Source organism: Streptomyces poriticola, from assembly GCF_036689765.1.
GTDB lineage: Bacteria > Actinomycetota > Actinomycetes > Streptomycetales > Streptomycetaceae > Streptomyces > Streptomyces poriticola.
The window spans coordinates 1-19,396 of sequence record NZ_JBAGKH010000008.1 but is presented as its reverse complement, the minus strand read 5'-3'; the positions used below and the strand labels follow the sequence as shown (position 1 = coordinate 19,396).

General features: G+C 71.9%; 20 protein-coding genes. 4 read left to right on the top strand and 16 right to left on the bottom strand.

From position 1 onward, the window contains the following. Positions 1–7: 7 nt before the first annotated feature. From V5O46_RS14505 to V5O46_RS14470, 8 genes are all read right to left on the bottom strand, one after another. Positions 8–850, bottom strand: a complete 843-nt coding sequence (locus V5O46_RS14505) for an arylamine N-acetyltransferase family protein (RefSeq protein ID WP_332885000.1) — start codon at positions 848–850, stop codon at positions 8–10. Positions 851–977: 127 nt separating this feature from the next. Then, positions 978–1,973 (bottom strand): porphobilinogen synthase, encoded by a 996-nt coding sequence (gene hemB / locus V5O46_RS14500; protein WP_332884999.1) that lies wholly within the window; start codon positions 1,971–1,973, stop codon positions 978–980. Between the two features lie 253 nt (positions 1,974–2,226). Beyond that, entirely contained in the window at positions 2,227–2,526 is a 300-nt protein-coding gene (locus V5O46_RS14495) for a TetR/AcrR family transcriptional regulator (RefSeq protein WP_332885125.1), read from the bottom strand. A 212-nt stretch (positions 2,527–2,738) separates the two neighbouring features. After that, positions 2,739–4,436, bottom strand: a complete 1,698-nt coding sequence (locus V5O46_RS14490; RefSeq protein ID WP_332884998.1) for a bifunctional uroporphyrinogen-III C-methyltransferase/uroporphyrinogen-III synthase — start codon at positions 4,434–4,436, stop codon at positions 2,739–2,741. Continuing rightward, positions 4,433–5,428 (bottom strand): hydroxymethylbilane synthase, encoded by a 996-nt coding sequence (hemC, locus tag V5O46_RS14485; RefSeq protein ID WP_332884997.1) that lies wholly within the window; start codon positions 5,426–5,428, stop codon positions 4,433–4,435. The genes V5O46_RS14490 and hemC overlap by 4 nt, the downstream gene beginning before the upstream one ends. Continuing rightward, positions 5,425–7,167, bottom strand: coding sequence for a glutamyl-tRNA reductase (locus V5O46_RS14480; RefSeq protein WP_332884996.1), 1,743 nt, complete (start codon positions 7,165–7,167; stop codon positions 5,425–5,427). Before V5O46_RS14480 ends, hemC begins: the two co-directional genes overlap by 4 nt. After that, positions 7,164–7,928, bottom strand: coding sequence for a redox-sensing transcriptional repressor Rex (locus tag V5O46_RS14475; RefSeq protein ID WP_332884995.1), 765 nt, complete (start codon positions 7,926–7,928; stop codon positions 7,164–7,166). Before V5O46_RS14475 ends, V5O46_RS14480 begins: the two co-directional genes overlap by 4 nt. Before the next feature lie 283 nt (positions 7,929–8,211). After that, positions 8,212–8,514 carry a glutaredoxin family protein gene (locus V5O46_RS14470; RefSeq protein ID WP_332884994.1) on the bottom strand — a complete coding sequence of 101 codons (303 nt, stop codon included), beginning with the start codon at positions 8,512–8,514 and terminating at the stop codon, positions 8,212–8,214. Between the two features lie 174 nt (positions 8,515–8,688). Here V5O46_RS14470 and V5O46_RS14465 point away from each other — a divergent pair, with 174 nt between their 5' ends. The 3 genes from V5O46_RS14465 (at position 8,689) to V5O46_RS14455 (ending at position 12,567) form a co-directional block, all read left to right on the top strand. Beyond that, positions 8,689–9,618, top strand: a complete 930-nt coding sequence (locus V5O46_RS14465) for an HAD family hydrolase (RefSeq protein ID WP_332884993.1) — start codon at positions 8,689–8,691, stop codon at positions 9,616–9,618. 692 nt (positions 9,619–10,310) lie between these two features. Beyond that, positions 10,311–11,093 carry an ECF subfamily RNA polymerase sigma factor, BldN family gene (locus V5O46_RS14460; RefSeq protein WP_332884992.1) on the top strand — a complete coding sequence of 261 codons (783 nt, stop codon included), beginning with the start codon at positions 10,311–10,313 and terminating at the stop codon, positions 11,091–11,093. Between the two features lie 241 nt (positions 11,094–11,334). Beyond that, positions 11,335–12,567, top strand: a complete 1,233-nt coding sequence (locus V5O46_RS14455) for a DUF5667 domain-containing protein (protein ID WP_332884991.1) — start codon at positions 11,335–11,337, stop codon at positions 12,565–12,567. A 96-nt stretch (positions 12,568–12,663) separates the two neighbouring features. On the opposite strand, the gene V5O46_RS14450 is transcribed toward V5O46_RS14455, so the two are convergent. Further along, positions 12,664–13,044 carry a winged helix-turn-helix transcriptional regulator gene (locus V5O46_RS14450; RefSeq protein WP_332884990.1) on the bottom strand — a complete coding sequence of 127 codons (381 nt, stop codon included), beginning with the start codon at positions 13,042–13,044 and terminating at the stop codon, positions 12,664–12,666. 100 nt (positions 13,045–13,144) lie between these two features. Between V5O46_RS14450 and V5O46_RS14445 the strand changes: the two genes are divergently transcribed. Further along, a complete protein-coding gene (locus tag V5O46_RS14445) occupies positions 13,145–13,552 on the top strand; it encodes a RidA family protein (RefSeq protein WP_332884989.1) in 408 nt (135 codons plus the stop codon). A gap of 24 nt (positions 13,553–13,576) precedes the next feature. Here V5O46_RS14445 and V5O46_RS14440 read toward each other — a convergent pair whose 3' ends face one another. From V5O46_RS14440 to V5O46_RS14410, 7 genes are all read right to left on the bottom strand, one after another. Next, positions 13,577–14,641, bottom strand: coding sequence for a lysophospholipid acyltransferase family protein (locus V5O46_RS14440; protein WP_332884988.1), 1,065 nt, complete (start codon positions 14,639–14,641; stop codon positions 13,577–13,579). Positions 14,642–14,656: 15 nt separating this feature from the next. Further along, the gene (locus V5O46_RS14435) at positions 14,657–15,718 is read right to left on the bottom strand and encodes an NAD-dependent epimerase/dehydratase family protein (RefSeq protein WP_332884987.1); all 1,062 of its coding nucleotides are present in this window, start codon (positions 15,716–15,718) and stop codon (positions 14,657–14,659) included. Positions 15,719–15,966: 248 nt separating this feature from the next. Further along, positions 15,967–16,065 (bottom strand): 30S ribosomal protein bS22, encoded by a 99-nt coding sequence (locus V5O46_RS14430; RefSeq protein WP_003948845.1) that lies wholly within the window; start codon positions 16,063–16,065, stop codon positions 15,967–15,969. A gap of 153 nt (positions 16,066–16,218) precedes the next feature. Further along, positions 16,219–16,428, bottom strand: coding sequence for a helix-turn-helix domain-containing protein (locus V5O46_RS14425; RefSeq protein WP_332884986.1), 210 nt, complete (start codon positions 16,426–16,428; stop codon positions 16,219–16,221). 128 nt (positions 16,429–16,556) lie between these two features. Then, positions 16,557–17,372, bottom strand: coding sequence for a phosphatase (locus tag V5O46_RS14420; protein WP_332884985.1), 816 nt, complete (start codon positions 17,370–17,372; stop codon positions 16,557–16,559). Between the two features lie 111 nt (positions 17,373–17,483). Beyond that, positions 17,484–18,656 (bottom strand): acetoin utilization protein AcuC, encoded by a 1,173-nt coding sequence (locus V5O46_RS14415; RefSeq protein ID WP_332884984.1) that lies wholly within the window; start codon positions 18,654–18,656, stop codon positions 17,484–17,486. Positions 18,657–18,721: 65 nt separating this feature from the next. Continuing rightward, on the bottom strand, positions 18,722–19,366 hold the full coding sequence (locus V5O46_RS14410; protein WP_332884983.1) for an HAD family hydrolase: 645 nt from the start codon (positions 19,364–19,366) through the stop codon (positions 18,722–18,724). Positions 19,367–19,396 lie beyond the last annotated feature (30 nt).

The window sequence follows — 19,396 nt, the reverse complement described above, 5'->3', positions numbered from 1 at the left end:
GTTCCGGTCAGCGCGGCAGGGTCAGGCCGTCCGGCACCTCGACGTCCAGCTCGGTGTCGATGACGCTGCGGATCTCCGCCTCGCCGGTCAGCTCCCGCCGGGTGACCGTCCCGTCGGTGCGGGTCTCGGTGAGAGCGGTGCCGTGCAGCAGGAGGTGGGCGTCCGTCGTGAGCCGCTGGATGTACAGGGTGCGGCTGAACGGCGAGCGCGGGCTGGTCGCGACGTGCCAGTTGACGACCTCCACGTCGGCGTGCTCGAACGGCTCCAGGGTGAAGGCGTACTGCGCCTCCCAGCCGCCGCCGTCCCCCGCCCCGTGAGCCTCCAGCACCCACATCGGCAGCGGGCCCCGGTGCGGCCGGTGCACCAGGCGGTGGCGGCGCCCGGCGCCGGGGAACTCCTCGCCGGTCCGCAGCGGCACCGGCTCCAGCAGCGCGCCGACGGCGCCGAAGCCGACGTCCGACAGATAGGTCTGCGGGTCGCCGGGAACCCGGACCTGCAGGGCCAGGTGGGAGCGGGGCCGGTCCTCCGGGCGGTGCGCGCCCAGCTGGACCCGGCAGAGCAGCCGGGTCACCCCGAAACCGAGGGTCTCCAGCACCCGGGCGAAGAGGGTGTTGTGCTCGTAGCAGTAGCCGCCACGGCGTGCGTGCACCAGCTTGGCCGTCAGGTCGGCGAGGTCGAGCGAGGGTGCTCTGCCGCGCACGGGGTCGAGGTTCTCGAACGGGATCGCCCGGACATGGGCGTGCTGCAGCCCCCGCAGGGTGTCGAGGCAGGCCCGCCGCACTCCCTCCCAGCCGGTCCGGCGGAGATACGCGTCGAGGTCGAAAGGCGTGGTCGGCGCGGTGTCACTCATGCCCCCCACGCTATGAGCGCCGTACCTGCCCCGTCCGCCTGCCCGGGTCCGAACCGTGCTCCGCCCTTGGTCCTAGGCACCGGGGCGGACACCCGGGGCGGTACCGGGTGTCCCGGGGAACGCCGGGCTACCGGCCCAGCCTCTGCGCCGCCTCGGTCGCCCAGTACGTCAGGATGTTCCGCGCGCCGGCCCGCTTGATGCCGGTCAGCGCCTCCAGGATCGCCCGGTCCCGCTCGATCCAGCCCTTCTCGGCGGCGGCCTCGATCATCGCGTATTCGCCGGAGATCTGGTACGCGGCCACCGGCACGTCCACGGCGTCCGCGACCCGCGCCAGGATGTCCAGGTACGGACCGGCCGGCTTGACCATCACCATGTCGGCGCCCTCCTCGAGGTCCAGCGCCAGCTCCCGCATCGACTCCCGCACATTGGCGGGGTCCTGCTGGTAGGTCTTCCGGTCCCCGGTGAGCGAGGAGCCGACGGCTTCCCGGAACGGCCCGTAGAAGGCGGAGGCGTACTTGGCGGTGTAGGCGAGGACCGCGACGTCCTCGCGGCCGATCTGGTCCAGGGCGTCGCGGACGACGCCGATCTGACCGTCCATCATCCCGCTGGGTCCCACCACGTGCGCCCCGGCGTCGGCCTGCACCTGCGCCATCTCGGCGTACCGCTCCAGCGTGGCGTCGTTGTCGACCCGCCCCTCGGCGTCGAGGACCCCGCAGTGGCCGTGGTCGGTGAACTCGTCCAGGCACAGGTCGGACATGACGAGCAGGTCGTCGCCCACCTCGGCGCGCACGTCGCGCAGCGCGACCTGCAGGATCCCGTCGGGGTCGGTGCCCGCCGTACCGGCGGCGTCCTTCTTCCCCTCCTCCGGCACGCCGAACAGCATGATCCCGGAGACCCCGGCCGCCACCGCCTCCGCGGCCGCCTTCTTCAGGGTGTCCCGCGTGTGCTGCACGACGCCGGGCATCGCCCCGATCGGCACCGGCTCGCTCACGCCCTCGCGCACGAAGGCCGGAAGGATCAGGTCGGCCGGGTGCAGCCGGGTCTCGGCGACCATCCGACGCATGGCGGGGGTGGTCCGCAGCCGCCGGGGCCTGGTGCCGGGGAAGGATCCGTACGTCGTCATGGCCCCTACGCTACGCCCGTCCCAACCGTGCCTTTGCCGACGCCCGGTCGGCGCGGGCGGGCCTCGGAAGTGCCGGATGCCCGCGGCCGGCGTGCGGGTCCACGGCGCGTCCACGTCCTGCGCGCCGTCGCCACCAGCAGATGACAGAGCATGCCGACGGCGAAGAAATCCTGCACCTGCCGCTCGTCCCCGCCGGAGGCGCCGCGCACATACCCCACCGTCCGGGCGCAGCCGGCCCGCACCGCGTCCCGGATCACCGGCTCGGTGCGGCGGCCTGCGCACGCATCCGGACCAGCAGCAGTTCCCTGTCGCGGATCAGCCGGGCGCAGGAGTCCTCCATCGCCGGCAGCCTCCTCGGGCGAACCGCCCGCGGCGCCGGCCACCCCTCCTCCAGGCTCTGCCGCACCCGGGTGAAGCAGTACGTGACGACCGCGACGAAGTGCGACTCCTTGTCGGGGAACAGCCGGCAGGCATACGCCTGGGGGATCCCGGCGGCCTTGGCGACCTCCGTGGTCGTGGTGCCGTGGCAACCCCGGTCGGCGAACGCCCCGATGGCGGTGCGCAGTACCGTCTCCCGGCGCTCCTGCGCGGTGGACAGCCGACGCGTTCGCTCCGAGGTCCTGTGAGCAGTCGATCACTCACAGGAAACGGCGGTCAATTGCGAGGCCCGTCCGGCTGCAGCCGCCGAACAGGACGGGGCGGGACAGGGGCGGGGCGGGGCGCTCGCGAAGAGCACCCCGCCCCGGTCGTCAGGCCATCGGGCCGTCAGGTCGTCGTCGAACGTCTCCGCCGCGCCCCCGGGCGCCGCTCGCTCGGACGCGTCACCGGATCCCCGGCCTCGATCGCCGCCGCCCGGCGCTTGGCGCCGAAGTCGGCCAGCGCCTCCGCCAGTTTGAGCACGGAGGGCTCGGGGGCCATCACGTCCACCCGCAGTCCGTGCTCCTCGGCGGTCTTGGCGGTCGCCGGACCGATACAGGCGATCACCGTCACGTTGTGCGGCTTGCCCGCGATGCCGACCAGGTTCCGCACCGTCGACGACGACGTGAACAGCACGGCGTCGAAGCCGCCGCCCTTGATCGCCTCCCTGGTCTGGGCCGGCGGCGGCGAGGCGCGCACGGTCCGGTAGGCGGTGACGTCGTCGACCTCCCAGCCCAGCTCGATCAGCCCGGCGACCAGGGTCTCCGTGGCGATGTCGGCGCGCGGCAGGAAGACCCGGTCGATCGGGTCGAAGACCGGGTCGTACGGCGGCCAGTCCTCCAGCAGACCCGCGGCCGACTGCTCGCCGCCGGGCACCAGGTCCGGCTTCACACCGAAGGCGATCAGCGCGTTCGCTGTCTGGTCGCCCACTGCGGCGACCTTGATCCCCGCGAAGGCGCGGGCGTCCAGGCCGTACTCCTCGAACTTCTCCCGGACCGCCTTGACCGCGTTGACCGAGGTGAACGCGATCCACTCGTAACGGCCGGTCACCAGGCCCTTGACCGCGCGCTCCATCTGCTGGGGCGTGCGCGGCGGCTCGACGGCGATGGTCGGTACCTCGTGCGGCACGGCCCCGTAGGACCGAAGCTGGTCGGAGAGCGACGCCGCCTGCTCCTTCGTCCGCGGGACGAGCACCTTCCAGCCGAACAGCGGCTTGGACTCGAACCACGACAGCTGGTCGCGCCGGGCCGTGGCGCTGCGCTCACCGACCACGGCTATCACGGGCCTGGCGCCCTCCGGCGACGGCAGCACCTTCGCCTGCTTCAGCGTCTGCGCGATGGAGCCGAGGGTGGCGGTCCAGGTGCGCTGGCGGGTGGTCGTACCGGCGACCGTCACGGTGAGCGGGGTGTCCGGCTTGCGGCCCGCCGTCACCAGCTCACCGGCCGCCGCGGCGACCGAGTCCAGCGTGGTGGAGACGACGACCGTGCCGTCGGAAGCACCCACCTCCGTCCAGCAGCGGTCGGACGCCGTCCGGGCGTCCACGAACCGCACGTCGGTGCCCTCGGCGTCGCGCAGCGGCACACCGGCGTACGCGGGTACGCCGACCGCCGTCGCGATACCGGGGACCACCTCGAAGGGCACTCCGGCGGCGGCGCAGGCCAGCATCTCCTCGGCGGCGTACGTGTCGAGCCCGGGGTCACCGGACACCGCACGCACCACCCGCCTGCCGCCCCGCGCGGCCTCCATGACAAGATGTGCCGCATCCCTCACCGGAGGGGCGCCAGCGGTTTTTGACGCGCTGTCAACGACCGCCAGCTGAGGCGTGCCCGAGGCGGACTCGCCCGCGTCGGTGTGCACCTCGGCGACGCCCTCCCGGGCGTGCGTACGGACCACGTCGAGCACCTCGTGCTCGGCGACGACGACATCCGCGTGCGCCAGCGCCTCCACGGCGCGCAGAGTCAGCAGTCCCGGATCTCCGGGTCCGGCACCGAGAAAGGTGACGTGCCCGTGTTCCGGACCGGCGGCGGGAAGGGTGGTGGGGCTCAATGTGCTCGCTCCCCCATCAGACCGGCCGCGCCCTGGGCGAGCATCTCGGAGGCGAGTTCACGTCCGAGAGCGTGTGCCGCCTCGTGCGTCTCGGGCACGGGACCGGTGGTGGACAGCTGCACCAGCGTCGAGCCGTCGGTGGTGCCGACGACGCCGCGCAGGCGCATTTCCTTGACAATCTGCCTGTCGGCCTGGGGGTCCCCCCGCTCGAGCGGAGCCGAGCGGGACGGAAGGTCGGCCAGCGCGCCCACGGGGGCGCTGCAGCCGGCCTCCAGGGCGGCGAGCAGTGAGCGCTCGGCCGTCACGGCGGCCCGCGTGAACGGGTCGTCGAGCTCGCCGAGCGCGGCGATCAGCGCCGCGTTGCCCGCGGTGCATTCGATCGCCAGTGCCCCCTGGCCGGGGGCGGGCAGAACCGTGTCGACCGACAGGAAGTCGGTCACCTCGTCGATCCGGCCGATCCGGTTCAGTCCGGCGGCGGCCAGTACGACGGCGTCCAGCTCACCGCTGCGGACGTACCCGATACGGGTGTCGACGTTGCCGCGGATCGGGACCGTCTCGATCTCCAGGCCGTGGGCGCGGGCGTACGCGTTCAACTGCGCCATGCGCCGGGGCGCACCGGTGCCGATGCGCGCGCCGCGCGGGAGATCGGTGAGTTTCCGCGCGTCCCGGGCGACGACCACGTCGCGGGGATCCTCGCGCTCGGGGACGGCGGCCACGACCAGCTCGTCGGGCTGCGCGGTCGGCAGGTCCTTGAGCGAATGAACCGCGAAGTCGACCTCGCCCCGCAGCAGTGCCTCGCGCAGCGCTGCCACGAACACGCCCGTGCCGCCGATCTGGGCGAGCTGCTCGCGCGACACATCGCCGTACGTGGTGATCTCGACCAGCTCGACGGGCCGCCCGGTCACCCGGCTCACCGCCTCGGCCACCTGCCCGGACTGGGCCATGGCGAGCTTGCTCCGCCGCGTCCCCAGCCTCAGTGCCTTCTCAGTCATGCCGGCCCTCGGTTCTTCTCGGTGCTGTTCCCGGCCCGGGAGACGGAGGCCACCGTCTCCGGGTCGAGGTCGAACAGGGTGCGCAGCGCGTCCGCGTACCCGGCACCGCCGGGCTCGGCCGCGAGCTGCTTGACCCGTACCGTCGGCGCGTGCAGCAGCTTGTCGACGACGCGCTTGACGGTCTGTGTGATCTCGGCGCGGTGCTTGTCGTCGAGGCCGGGCAGTCGCCCCTCCAGCCGGGCGATCTCCCCGGCCACCACCTCGGCGGCCATGCTGCGCAGGGCGACGACGGTGGGCGTGATGTGCGCGGCCCGCTGCGCCGCGCCGAACGCGGCGACCTCGTCGGCGACGATGCGGCGGACCGCGTCGACGTCGGCGGCCATCGGCGCGTCCGCGGAGGCCTCCGCGAGCGACTCGATGTCCACCAGCCGCACCCCGGCCAGCCGGTGCACGGCGGCGTCGATGTCACGCGGCATCGCCAGGTCGAGCAGGAAGAGGGCCGGTCGGGGGCGCGACACCTCGGCGACCGGCTCGGGGCGGCGCCGCTCCGGGATGCGGCCGGCCGTCGCGGCGGTCGCGGCGAGCACGGTGATCAGCTCGGCGTCGGCCGCCGCGTCCGCCTCCGCGCCACGCCGCCCGGTGCCGCGCGGGCGGTCCACGGCCGTGCCGCCGGCCACCCAGGCCGCGTGCTGCTCCAGGGTCGCCGCGTCCATGCCGGCCACGGCGGCCTCGCCCAGCACGGAGAAACCTCCCTGCGCGGCGGACGGCAGGTCCAGCGGGCAGCCGTCCTCGCTGCCGACGCTCGTGGGCGGCAGCGGCCTCTCGCGTACGTCGGCGGCCGGGGCGGCGGCCGTACGGGGCTCCCGCCCGGCGGCCGGCACCTCCAGGGGCGCCCCGGTGCGGTGCTGCACGGCCGCGGCGACCTCGTCGGCGGTGAGGACCAGTCCGGTCGCCCCGGTGCAGGAGACGGCGACGTCGGCACGTGTCAGCTCGACCGGCACCGAATCCATCGGTACCGCGCGGGCCACCACGTCCGTGCCGTCGCCCTCGGTGAGGATCTCCGCGAGGCGCTGCGCGCGGTCGAAGGTGCGGTTGGCGACGACCACCTCGGTGACCCCGGACCGCGCCAGCGTGGCCGCGGCCAGCGACGACATCGAACCGGCACCGATGACCAGGGCTCTCTTGCCGTGGGCCCACTCCGTCACGTCACCGCCGGCGGAGAGCTGCTCCAGGCCGAAGGTGACCAGGGAATGGCCGGCGCGGTCGATGCCGGTCTCGGAGTGGGCGCGCTTGCCGACCCGCAGCGCCTGCTGGAACAGGTCGTTGAGCAGGCGGCCCGCGGTGTGCAGGTCCTGCGCCCGGGCCAGGGAGTCCTTGATCTGCCCGAGGATCTGCCCCTCGCCGACGACCATCGAGTCCAGCCCGCAGGCCACCGAGAACAGGTGGTGCACGGCCCGGTCCTCGTAGTGGACGTAGAGGTAGGGCGTGAGCTCGTCGAGGCCGAGCCCGCTGTGCCGGGCGAGCAGCGTGGACAGCTCGGCGACACCGGCGTGGAACTTGTCCACGTCCGCGTACAGCTCGATGCGGTTGCAGGTGGCCAGTACCGCGGCCTCGGCGGCCGGTTCCGCGGCGACCGTGTCATGCAACAGCTTGACCTGCGCGTCCGGGCTCAGCGAGGCCCGCTCCAGCACGCTGACCGGGGCACTGCGGTGGCTCAGTCCGACGACGAGGAGACTCATGCCGGCATCACGGCGGGGACATCCCCGTCGGGCCCTTCGTGGGAGGACTGTTTGCGGGACGCGGCGGCGGCCGGGACGGCACCCTCGGCCGCGGCCTCCTCGCCGGCCTTGCGCTGCTCGTGGAAGGCGAGGATCTGCAGCTCGATGGAGAGGTCGACCTTGCGCACGTCGACGCCGTCCGGCACGGACAGCACGGTCGGCGCGAAGTTCAGGATGGAGGTGATCCCGGCGGCCACCAGGCGGTCGCAGACCTGCTGGGCGGCGCCGGCGGGGGTGGCGATCACACCGATCGAGACGCCGTTGTCCTCGATGATCGACTCGAGCTCGTCGGTGTGCTGCACCGGGATGCCGGCCACGGGCTTTCCGGCCATCGTCGGATCGGCGTCGATCAGCGCGGCGACCCGGAAACCGCGGGAGGCGAAGCCGCCGTAGTTGGCGAGCGCGGCGCCGAGGTTACCGATACCGACGATCACAACCGGCCAGTCCTGGGTGAGGCCGAGTTCACGGGAGATCTGGTACACGAGATACTCGACGTCGTAGCCGACGCCGCGGGTCCCGTAGGAGCCGAGGTAGGAGAAGTCCTTGCGCAGCTTCGCGGAGTTCACGCCCGCCGCTGCGGCCAGCTCCTCCGAGGAGACCGTGGGCACCGAGCGCTCGGACAGCGCGGTGAGGGCGCGGAGGTACAGCGGAAGCCGGGCGACGGTGGCCTCGGGAATCCCTCGGCTACGGGTCGCCGGTCGGTGTGTTCGGCCAGTTGCCACAGTGCTCCTGCGGGTAGAGCGGGGCTCTGGGCGGCCGTACGTCCCGACGTGACCGCCCCGTCGAATGCAGGCTATGTCTTTGTGAACGCGTGCACAAAGATGGTGTCCGATTTGCCCGGCCAACGTGACCGGGGTCACGCGCCCCCGGCGCACGACGGGGGAACCGGCACGGGCGCCCGCGCGTTCCTCTCTCATTGGGGGCAAAGCCGTACACGCTCCTCACGATCAACGCCCCCGAGACCACATCACCATCGATCCTAAGCGACCATCCGGACTACTTGGACTACTCGGTCAGTGCCCTGCGCAGTCGGTCCTCGTTCACACGCCAGAAGGTGTGCTGCCGGCCGTCCACGAGGACGACGGGAATCTGCTCCCAGTACTGGTCGTGGAGCCGGCGGTCCTGGGTGATGTCCTTCGCCTCCCACGGCACGCCCAGGTCCGCGCAGACCTTCGCGACGACGGTCTGCGCGTCGTCGCACAGATGACAGCCCGGTTTGCGGATGAGGGTGACGAGATGCTGCTCAGAATGCTCGGCCGACGCGGCTTCCGGGTTCTTCCGGCGGAACAGGGGGCTCATGTCCGCCATTCTCCCGCGCCGGACCCGGACGGGGACCCCCGCCCGGGCGAGCGTGCGGCCTGCGCGCGGCGCACGGCGACGCGCCCGCCGGGCGCACTCTTTAACGTCACCGCCGCCCAGAGTTCACGGCTTCCCAACGCCGCGGCTCCGGCACGCCCGAACAAACTGGCTATGCTCACGGACATGGCCGCTCTCGGATGGCTCACCCCCCGCAGGCGCTCCGCCACGGCGCGGAGCGTGCTCGCCGGCGAGGCCTCGGCGGAGGCCGCCCGCAAGTCCACGCAGGACGCGGCCGCCCAGGAGGCGCCCGACTCCGGGGAGCCCGACTTCCCCGTCCACGGCGACGAGCGGGCTGCGGCGTTCTTCGACCTCGACAACACCGTGATGCAGGGCGCCGCCCTGTTCCACTTCGGGCGGGGGCTGTACAAGCGGAAGTTCTTCGAGACCCGCGATCTGGCGCGGTTCGCCTGGCAGCAGGCGTGGTTCCGGCTGGCCGGGGTCGAGGACCCCGAGCACATGCAGGACGCACGCGACTCGGCACTGTCGATCGTGAAGGGCCACCGGGTCTCCGAGCTGCGGTCCATCGGCGAGGAGATCTACGACGAGTACATGGCCGAGCGGATCTGGCCCGGGACGCGGGCGCTGGCCCAGGCACACCTCGACGCGGGGCAGCGGGTGTGGCTGGTGACGGCGGCGCCGGTGGAGATCGCGCAGGTGATCGCGCGGCGGCTGGGGCTGACCGGGGCACTGGGTACGGTCGCCGAGTCGGTCGACGGGGTGTACACCGGCAAGCTGGTCGGCGAGCCGCTGCACGGGCCGGCGAAGGCGGAGGCGGTGCGGGCGCTGGCCGTGGCGGAGGGGCTGGATCTGTCCCGGTGCGCGGCGTACAGCGACTCGCACAACGACATTCCCATGCTGTCGCTGGTCGGGCATCCCTACGCGATCAATCCCGACGCGAAACTGCGCAGACACGCGCGCGAGCTGGACTGGCGGCTGCGGGACTACCGCACCGGGCGGAAGGCGGCGAAGGTCGGCATCCCGGCGGCGGCCGGAGTGGGCGCGGTGGCGGGCGGCACAGCGGCGGCCATCGCGCTGCATCGGCGCCGTAGGTAGCCTCCGGCGGTTCGGCGGGGATGTGGTGCCCGCGGCCGTCCGGGCGGTTCGGTGGGGGTGCTGGTGCGGGTGGGGTGCCTGCGGCGGCCTGTGCGGGTGGCCGGGAGTGCGGGGTGCGCGTTCGGCTGTGTCGCGGTGTCGGGGCCGGGGGTGCCCGTCCTCCGAGCGGCGCGGAATGATGGGTGGGCCGGGACCTGACCGGCGTGGACGTGCCGACCGCTGCGTGCGGCCACCCCCCGCCCCCTTCTCTCCGTCCACGACTGCGGGCCCGTCCCCCACCGGGCCACGGACAGTCGCCCCACCTCATCTGGTGGGCGTCGGTGCCCGCCCCCACGCCCACCGAAGGCACGCCCTCGGTCACCGCGGCGCGCAGTGCCTCGCGGGCGGAGGTCAAAACAACTGACGTACCCCCGCCGCAGCCGCCCCACTCCACCCTCCCGGGACCTGACCACAACTCGTCCGCCGGACCCCCGGAACCCGGCCCGTTCCGATCAGGAATCGATCACTCTCCGACGTTCAATCGACCGCCAATCGGTTACAGAAGCGACGTAATCGATGATTTGAGCAACCGGGTGTAGCAGGCCCTGCACGAAGCGTTATTCTCCTCAGACGCAAACCGGTACCCCTCCGTCGCCACGACGGGTGAACGGTCCCGCACTGCACGTGATGGAAGCTCTGCCTCTGGGAGTCCCGTGTACCCACACGTCGGGGTTGACGCCTCGGGCCTGGCTACGCTGCGCGCAACGGTCAAAACGCTCCAGGACCTGTTCCGCGACTTCGTCCCCACCGCGTACGCCGTCCCCGCCCTCGCCGCAGCCACCGCCCCCGCCGCCCCGTGCTACGCGCTCGCCGACGGCGGCGCGGCCGTCGGCAGACGCGGGCGGTCGTCCGGGACCGCCACCGCCCGCCGCCCGGCCGCGGACAGCGACAGCGCCCGGATGATGGACCTCGTCGAACGCGCCCAGGCCGGCGAGGCCGACGCCTTCGGGCGGCTCTACGACCAGTACAGCGACACCGTGTACCGCTATATCTACTACCGCGTCGGCGGCAAGGCGACCGCCGAGGACCTGACGAGCGAGACCTTTCTGCGCGCCCTGCGCCGGATCGGCACCTTCACCTGGCAGGGCCGTGACTTCGGCGCCTGGCTGGTCACGATCGCCCGCAATCTCGTCGCGGACCACTTCAAGTCCAGCCGCTTCCGGCTGGAGGTCACCACCGGCGAGATGCTCGACGCCAACGAGGTCGAGCGCTCCCCGGAGGACTCCGTCCTGGAGTCGCTCTCCAACGCCGCCCTGCTCGACGCCGTACGCCGGCTCAACCCGCAGCAGCAGGAGTGCGTGACCCTGCGCTTCCTCCAGGGCCTGTCCGTCGCCGAGACCGCCCGCGTCATGGGCAAGAACGAGGGCGCCATCAAGACCCTCCAGTACCGGGCCGTCCGCACCCTGGCCCGGCTGCTGCCGGACGATGCACGCTGACATCCGGCACCGCAACCCTCAGCCGTCCTCAAGTCACCTCCGGTGAAAGTCTGTTGACTCCGCGGTCCGCCCCTCCCGTGTCCGTAACCCAAGTGCCGCGCCGCTCGTTGTGCGGGATGCAGGCTCCCTGTGGTCGTACACCGACGGAGGCCGATCACACGATCGTGTGGTTTCCGTCCGGGTGTGCAACCCTCAGGACCCCCTGGGGAGTCGACCGTCATGACGAGAGGAGGTGCCGCCAGTGATCGCGAACGTATCGGCGCACCGGCGGGCGAACGCCTTCGCCCAGGCTCTGGAGGAGCAGTCCGATCGGGGCGCGGCGGCCGAGCAGTCAGGAGGACCGGCTCCGGCCGAGGCCGCGGAACGGACCGAGCAGGAGCGCCTGTTGGCTCTCACCGCCGGTCTCGACGCGCTGCCCCGTCCGGAGCTCGACCCCGAGGTCAAGGTCGTCCAGCGGGCCCAGCTGGTGGCCGCGTTCGAGGCCATGCTGCAGGAGGGCGATGCGGCGGACCCTTCGGTGCCCGGGCAGCGCAGGGCACGCGGCGCCCATCGGGCGACCCCGCTGAAGCGGTTCCGGCCGCGCACCCGACTGGCCAAGGGCCTCACCGCGGGCGGACTCAGCGTCGGCGTGGCCGCGGGAGCGTTCGGCGGCGTCGCCGCTGCCAGTTCGGACGCCCTGCCCGGTGACTCGCTCTACGGCCTCAAACGGGGCATCGAGGACTTCAAGCTCGGCCTCGCCGACGACGACAGCGAGCGCGGGCGCGCCTACCTCGACCAGGCGTCGACCCGGCTGAGCGAAGCCCGTCGGCTGATGGAGCGGGACCGCGGAGGCCCCCTCGACCACGAGTCCCTCGGCGATGTCCGCCGCGCCCTGTCCGGCATGCAGCACGACGCCTCCGAGGGCCACCGCCTGCTCAGCGGGGCCTACGCCCGCGATCCCGGCTCGCTCGGCCCCATGCAGGCCCTCTCCTCCTTCTCGCGCTCCCACCGCGAGACCTGGGGGGCGCTGCGCGAGCGGCTGCCGGTGCAGCTCGGGGACGTCAGTGAGCAGGTGTCGTCGGTCTTCGACGCCATAGACGAGGACGTGGCCCCGCTGCAGTCCCTGCTGCCGGAGTCCCCGGCCCAGGACAGCGGTGGCGGCGGCCGGGGCGGCGGTGCCGACTCGACCGTCACCGACGCACCCGGCACCGGCCGGTCGACGGCGCCCAGCGCAGAGAGCGGTGGGGACGGCTCGTCCGACGGCGGGCGTCACGACAGCGAACAGCCCAGCGAGTCCGCGGAACCCGGCCGCGACGACGACGGTCTGATCGGCGGCGGCGCGGGCGGCCTGCTCGACCCGCCGGTGGACACCGGCAGTGCCTTGCCGTCCACCGGCGACGGCCGAAGCACCGTGCCCGAGCCCGATGTCACCCTCCCGCCCCTGCTGCCCGGGCTCCTTCCCGGCCTCGGCATCGAGGGCGAGAACATCGACTGAGCCGGCCTCCAGCGGCTGATCTCCGCAGGCCGGTGGGGCTCCCTCGGTGTGAGGGCCGTCCCACCGGCCTGGCTCATGTCCGGCACCGGACGCTTCTCATGCGTCGAAGCGGCTCCGGGAGGCCTCGATGTCACCCAGGTACCGGCGGGTCCAGCCGCACAGGCCGTCGATCGTCACCCGCAGCGCCCGGCCCGGCTCGGTCAGGGTGTACTCGACCCGTGGCGGCACCGTGGGATGCACGGTCCGTTCCACCAGGCCGTTGCGCTCCAGCATGCGTAGGTTCTGGGTGAGCATCTTGTGGCTGATGCCCTCCACCCCGTCCCGCAGCCCACTGAACCGCAGAGTGCGCTCACCCAGGCACTCGATGATCAGCAACGCCCACTTGTTGGCGACGTCCGAGAAGATCTCCCGTGCCAGGGAGTCCGCGCGGGTCAGGTCCGCGTCCTCGGGCAAGCCGCTGAACTGCTTGGTTCCCATCAGGTTCCCCAGTCACCGAAAAGTGCGTTCTTCCAGGTCAGCCCTGACTCTCCTACGGTGATGAAGTAACCGCAAGAGAGTGAGTGAAAGGAGCGGGCGCATGACCGTCACACTGGTGAACCCCCGAGGGCTGCCGCAGGTCGACGCCTACCGACAGGTGTCGATCGCGACCGGATCGAGGCTGGTCCACATCGCCGGACAGGTCGCGTGGGACGCCGGCGGTGTCACGGTCGGCGACGGCGACCTCGCCGCCCAGGTCGAGCAGTGCTACCTGAACGTCGCCGCGGCCCTGGACGAGATCGGCGGCGGTGTCGGCGACCTGGCGAAGCTGACGGTCTACGTCGTCGACTGGGCCCCGGACAAGATGCCGCTGCTCATGGAGGGCATCACCCGGGCGGCCGCACGGCTCGGCACCGTTCCGGTACCGCCGGCCACGCTGATCGGTGTCGCGGCACTGGACGTACCCGAGCATCTGGTGGAGATCGACGCCGTCGCGGTCCTCGACTGATCTCGCCGCCGGCCGGGGAGCGGATCAGAAGAACACCGACCTGCGCTGCACCAGCAGCTTGTAGAGGGTGTGCTGGATCTGTTCCCTGACCTGGTCGGTCAGATTGAACATGAGCATCGGGTCCTCGGCCGCCTCCGCCGGATAGCGGTCCGTCGGGATCGGCTCGCCGAACTGGATCGTCCACTTCGTCGGCAGCGGCACGGCCCCGAGCGGGCCGAGCCACGGGAACGTCGGCGTGAGCGGGAAGTACGGGAAGCCGAGCAGCCGGGCGAGGGTCCTGGCGTTGCCGATCATCGGGTAGATCTCCTCGGCCCCGACGATCGAGCACGGCACGATCGGGGTGCGCTGCCGCAGCGCCGTGGAGACGAAGCCGCCGCGGCCGAAACGTTGCAGCTTGTAGCGCTCGCTGAACGGCTTGCCGATTCCCTTGAAGCCCTCCGGCATCACCCCGACAAGCTCGCCCTGGCCGAGGAGGCGTTCGGCGTCCTCCGCGCAGGCCAGGGTGTGGCCGAGCTTGCGGGCGAGTTCGTTGACCACGGGGAGGACGAAGACCAGGTCGGCCGCGAGCAGCCGCAGATGCCGGCCCGCCGGGTGGTGGTCGTGCACCGCGACCTGCATCATCAGGCCGTCCAGCGGCAACGTCCCGGAGTGGTTGGCGACGATCAGCGCACCGCCCTCGGACGGGATGTTCTCGATGCCCTTCACCTCGACCCGGAAGTACTGCTCGTACACCGGGCGCAGCAGGGACATCAGCACCTGGTCGGTGAGTTCGGCGTCGTAGCCGAAGTCGTCGACCTCGTAGTCGCCGGTGAGACGGCGGCGCAGGAAGGCCAGTCCGGCCGCGATCCGCCGCTCCAGCCCGCCGTCGTCGCCCGGCTGCTCCCGGGGAAGGTCCCCCTGTTCCTCCTGCGTCACCGGCACATCGTCCGGCACGGCGCCCGGGACCGGGAGGGGCTGGACCTCACGCACCGGCACGGGCTCGGCCGCGCCCTTGCGCCGGCTGCCCAGGGTGCGGCGCCGCGCCGGGCGCTGCACCGCGCCGCCGCGGGACCGGTCGTCGTCGAACGGAATGACCTTGGCGTCCGCCATCGTTGAATGCGCTCCTCAGTTGGCGCTCTGGGTCGGGAGGTGGCCGCTGTCCCTGAGGGCCAGTGCCGCGATCCGGTCGACGGCCCCGGCAAGGGCCTGAGGGGGGAGCAGTCCGGGTCCCCGGCTGCGCACGAAGTCCGCGAACGTCTGGGCGGTGGTGTGTTTCGGCTGGAACCCCAGCGTCTCCCGCATCTGGGTGGTGTCCACGACCCGGCCGTGGGTGAGCAGCCGGATCTGCTCGGGTGAGAAGTCCGTCATCCCCAGCGTACGCACCACCGTGCCCGCCCCGGTGACGGCCGGCAGCAGCAGCGGCACCGTGGGGCGGCCGAGGCGCCGGGAGCACTGGGAGAGCAACAGCACCCCGTCTCCGGCGACGTTGAACGTGCCGCTGTTGAGGGTGCCCCGGCGCGGCTCGTGCGCGGCGATCCGCAGCACCTCGATCACGTCGTCCTCGTGCGCGAACTGCAGCCGCGGGTCGTAGCCGAACACGGTCGGCAGCACCGGCAGCGAGAAGTACGACGCGAGTGGGGTCTCCGCGGTCGGGCCCAGGATGTTGGCGAACCGCAGCACGCACACCGCGACATCGGGCCTGCGGCGCGCAAAGCCCCGTACATAGCCCTCGACCTCGACGGTGTCCTTGGCGAAGCCCCCGCTGGGCAGGGACTTCGGCGGGGTGGTCTCCAGGCACACCGCCGGGTCGCGGGGTGCGGACCCGTAGACGTTGGTACTGGACTTGACCACCAGCCGTTGCACGGCCGGTGACTTCTGGCAGGCGCCGAGCAGCTGCATCGTGCCGATGACGTTGGTCTCCTTGACCGAGGCCCGGCTGCCGCTGACCAGCGGCGTGCCCGTGACGTCCATGTGGACGACGGTGTCGGCGCCGGTCTCGGCGAGCACCCGCCCGATGGTGGGCTGCCGGATGTCCGCGAGGACGAAGTCGGCGCCGCCCAGATGATGCTCGGGTGGTACCGCGTCCACGGCGATGACCCGGTCGACGTCCGGGTCCCGCTGGATCCGCCGGACGAACCGGCCCCCCAGCTGTCGGGCCACTCCGGTCACGAGCACGACCTTGCCCAAGATCAGCGCCTTCCTTCCGCCCTGGCCGTCGGGTCAGCGGTCCGCCACCGCCGACGTCTCCGCTGCCCGTACCCTGCCGCGTTCCCCGTCTGCGGCCAACCTAGCGGGTCGGTGTTGCGCCGTGATGACCGCCGGATGCAGCAAGTGACGTGAATTCGTCGTCGCCCTGCCGGTGCCCGGGAAACGGCTGTGGCCCCCCACCGGTTGCGGTGGGGGGCCACAGACACGCTCTCGCGGCGTCGCGTCGCTTACTTCTTGTTGCGACGCTGGACGCGCGTGCGCTTCAGCAGCTTGCGGTGCTTCTTCTTCGCCATCCGCTTGCGCCGCTTCTTGATAACAGAGCCCACGACTACCCTCGCTCACTTCTCATCACTCGGTTGTTTGGGCGCCATGGGCCCACACGACCTACGAGGGGCTAGCCTACCCGCCCGAGCGCTGAGGTCGTAATCGAGGGGCGGAGGAGGTCCTGCGAAGCCCTGACGGACCCCCTCCGGACGCCGTCAGGCGGTGTCCACCCCCACGAAGCTCTCGCGGAGGTACTCGTGAACCGCGTTCTCCGGCACCCGGAACGACCGGCCCACCCGGATCGCAGGCAGATGACCGCTGTGCACCAACCGGTACACGGTCATCTTCGACACTCGCATCACCGCAGCGACTTCCGCCACGGTAAGGAACTGAACCTCGCTCAGAGGCCTCTGGTCAGCAGCCATGACACACCTGAACCTTCCGCACTCGACGGCCACCGGCTTCCCCTCCGGTGACTCTTCGTCGCTGCGTGCTCACTCCCCAGGGTAGGGGCGGGTGATGCAAGTGGGGAAGAGGTGCACCCATCGGCGTCCTACTGGGACAGACACGCTCGTTTGAGTACGTAGCGGGTGAGCGGCCGGTAGTAAGCAGACCGCACAGCGTCATCAAGTGGAACGGCCACGGACACGGACCCCTCCGCCTCTCCGACGAACAGCGCGGGGTCGTCCGTATCGGCCAGACCGATCGCCTCGAACCCCAGCTGACCTGCTCCGCAGACCCAGCCGTGGTCCCCGATCACCAGCTCCGGAAGCGGCCCGCCGGCCTCGGCCACCGCGGCCAGCGCGGTACGAACCGGCAGCGGTGAGTGGGTGTGTGCGCCGGGCTCACAACCGGAGCGGGAAGCACCGGGTTCTTGCATCAGCGCGACTCCTCGTACGTAGCCGAGGTTGTGGGTGCGTAGGCCGAACCGGGTCGTTATGTCGACAGAGCGACCCTGCGCGGGTGTGAGTACGGCACATCCCGCCGCCGACAGCGCGTCTGCCAGGGCGGCGTAGAAGCCGAGCAACCGGTGCGGGTGCCCGGTGCCGAACAGTACGGGGGCACGGCGCCGGGCGGCCTCGGCGAGCCGGCCGGCGAAGGCGTCCAGCGCGAGGAGCGTCCGGTCCGGGTCGATCACATCCTGACCTGTGGTGTGCCGAGGATCGGCCGAAACCCCGCACCTGTCCGCCATCAACGTGATCAGATCCCGTTGCGTCCAGGCTCCCTCGGGATCGATCCCCATCAGCGCACGCGGATCCCGCGCCGCGAACAACCGGTAGCTTCGCAGACTCACCTCACGCGAGGTGGCCACGACCCCGGCCAGCCGGGCACACAGCAGATGAGCACGGAGCGCTCCCCGATCCCACACCCCCGCCAGCCTGCCGGATCGCCCGCACGAACACACGGGGAACCGGCAATCACCCCACGGTCGGCGTAAACCGGCCCCCACCCCCGCGGGCAGACGCCTGCCCGCCCGGCCTCACGCCAGCATCCCCCGCAACGGAAACACCGCCCGCCGCACGGCCAGCACCGCCTGATCCAGCCGGTCCGCGGGGTCGTATCCCGCCTCCCATCCCACCCACTCCACAGGCCACCGCCCGTCGGTCATCCGCATCGGCCCCAGTTGCCGCGTCCGGGCGAACACCTCCTGACGCCACCCCTCGGGAATCACCGTCTCCGGCGCCACCTCCCGCCCGGCTGCGATCCCCACCAGATGCGTCCAGGACCGCGGCACAACGTCCACCACCGCGTATCCGCCGCCGCCCAGCGCCACCCACCGCCCGTCGGCGTACTGGTGCGCCAGATCGTGACAGGCCATCTGCACCGCCCGCTGCGCGTCCAGCGAGACCGCCAGATGTGCCAGGGGATCCTCGAAGTGCGTATCGGCGCCGTGCTGTGTCACCAGCACCTGGGGCCGGAAGTCGGCGATCACCTCCGGCACCACGGAATGGAACGCCCGCAGCCACCCCGCGTCCCCGGTCCCGGCCGGCAGTGCCACGTTCACCGCCGAACCCTGCGCGGCTTCGGCACCCGTCTCCTCCGGCCAACCGGTCTGCGGGAACAGCGTCCGCGGATGCTCGTGCAGCGAGATCGTCAGCACCCGCGGGTCCTCCCAGAACGCGGCCTGCACACCGTCCCCGTGATGCACGTCCACGTCCACGTACGCGACCCGCTCCGCGCCGAGTTCCAGCAGCCGCGCGATCGCCAGCGCCGCGTCGTTGTAGACGCAGAATCCCGACGCGCTCCCGGGCATCGCATGGTGCAGCCCGCCCGCGAAGTTCACCGCGTGCAGGGCCTCCCCGCGCCAGACCGCCTCCGCGGCGCCCACCGACTGTCCGGCGATCAGGGAGGCCACCTCGTGCATCCCGGCGAACGCCGGGTCGTCGATCGTTCCCAGCCCGTACGACCCGTCCGCGGACCCGGGATCCTCGGACGCGGCCTTCACCGCGTCGATGTAGTCCTGCCGGTGGACGAGCGCGAGCGTCGACTCGCCCGCCGCCTTCCCCGCGACCACCTCGACGGCCCGGTCGAGCCCGAGGGCGTCGACCAGCCGTCGCGTCAGCGCGAGCCGGACCGGGTCCATCGGATGGTCCGGACCGAAGTCATAGCCCGTTACTGCCTCGTCCCACATCAACTGTGCGTGGCCGCTCATGCCCGCCACCGTATCGGTCAGGTTGAGCGGCGAACGATCGTGGTTCCCGGGCCCGCCGCCGGACGTCAGGCCAGCAGATCGGCCAGCTCTCCCATGCCGCTGAAGTGTCCGGTGGCTCCGGCCAGCCTCGCCGCAGGCGTCATCGCCGTGAATCCGTACACGTCCATGCCTGCCGCCACGGCAGCCTGCACCCCGAGCCGACTGTCCTCGACCACCACACACCGCCCGGGCTCCACTCCCATCCGCTCGGCAGCGTGGAGGAACAGATCGGGCGCGGGCTTCCCCCGGCCCACGTCCTCCGAACTGAAGATCCGCCCGTCGTCGAACCACCGGTCCAGTCCGGTGGTCCGATGCCCCACCCGGATCCGCCGATGACTGCCGGAGGATGCCACGCAGTACGCCACCCCGTCGGCGGTGAGCTTCTCCAGGGCGTCGGCCACGCCGCCGACGGCCACGAGGTCCCGCTCGAACGCCGCGAACACCCGCGCGTGGAAGACGTCGTCGAAGTCCGCCGGCAGCCGCCGCCCCGTGCGTTCCAGGATCAGATCATGGACCCGGTGCATCGCGGCACCCATGTAGTCCCGCAACGAGTCCTCGTACGACGTCGGATGCCCCAGCTCGGTCAGATATGCCGCCAGCAGCCGGTTGGAGATCGGTTCACTGTCGACGAGGACGCCGTCGTTGTCGAAGATCACGAGGTCGTAGCGCATGCAGGCACACTATTCGACGCGGCTATCCGG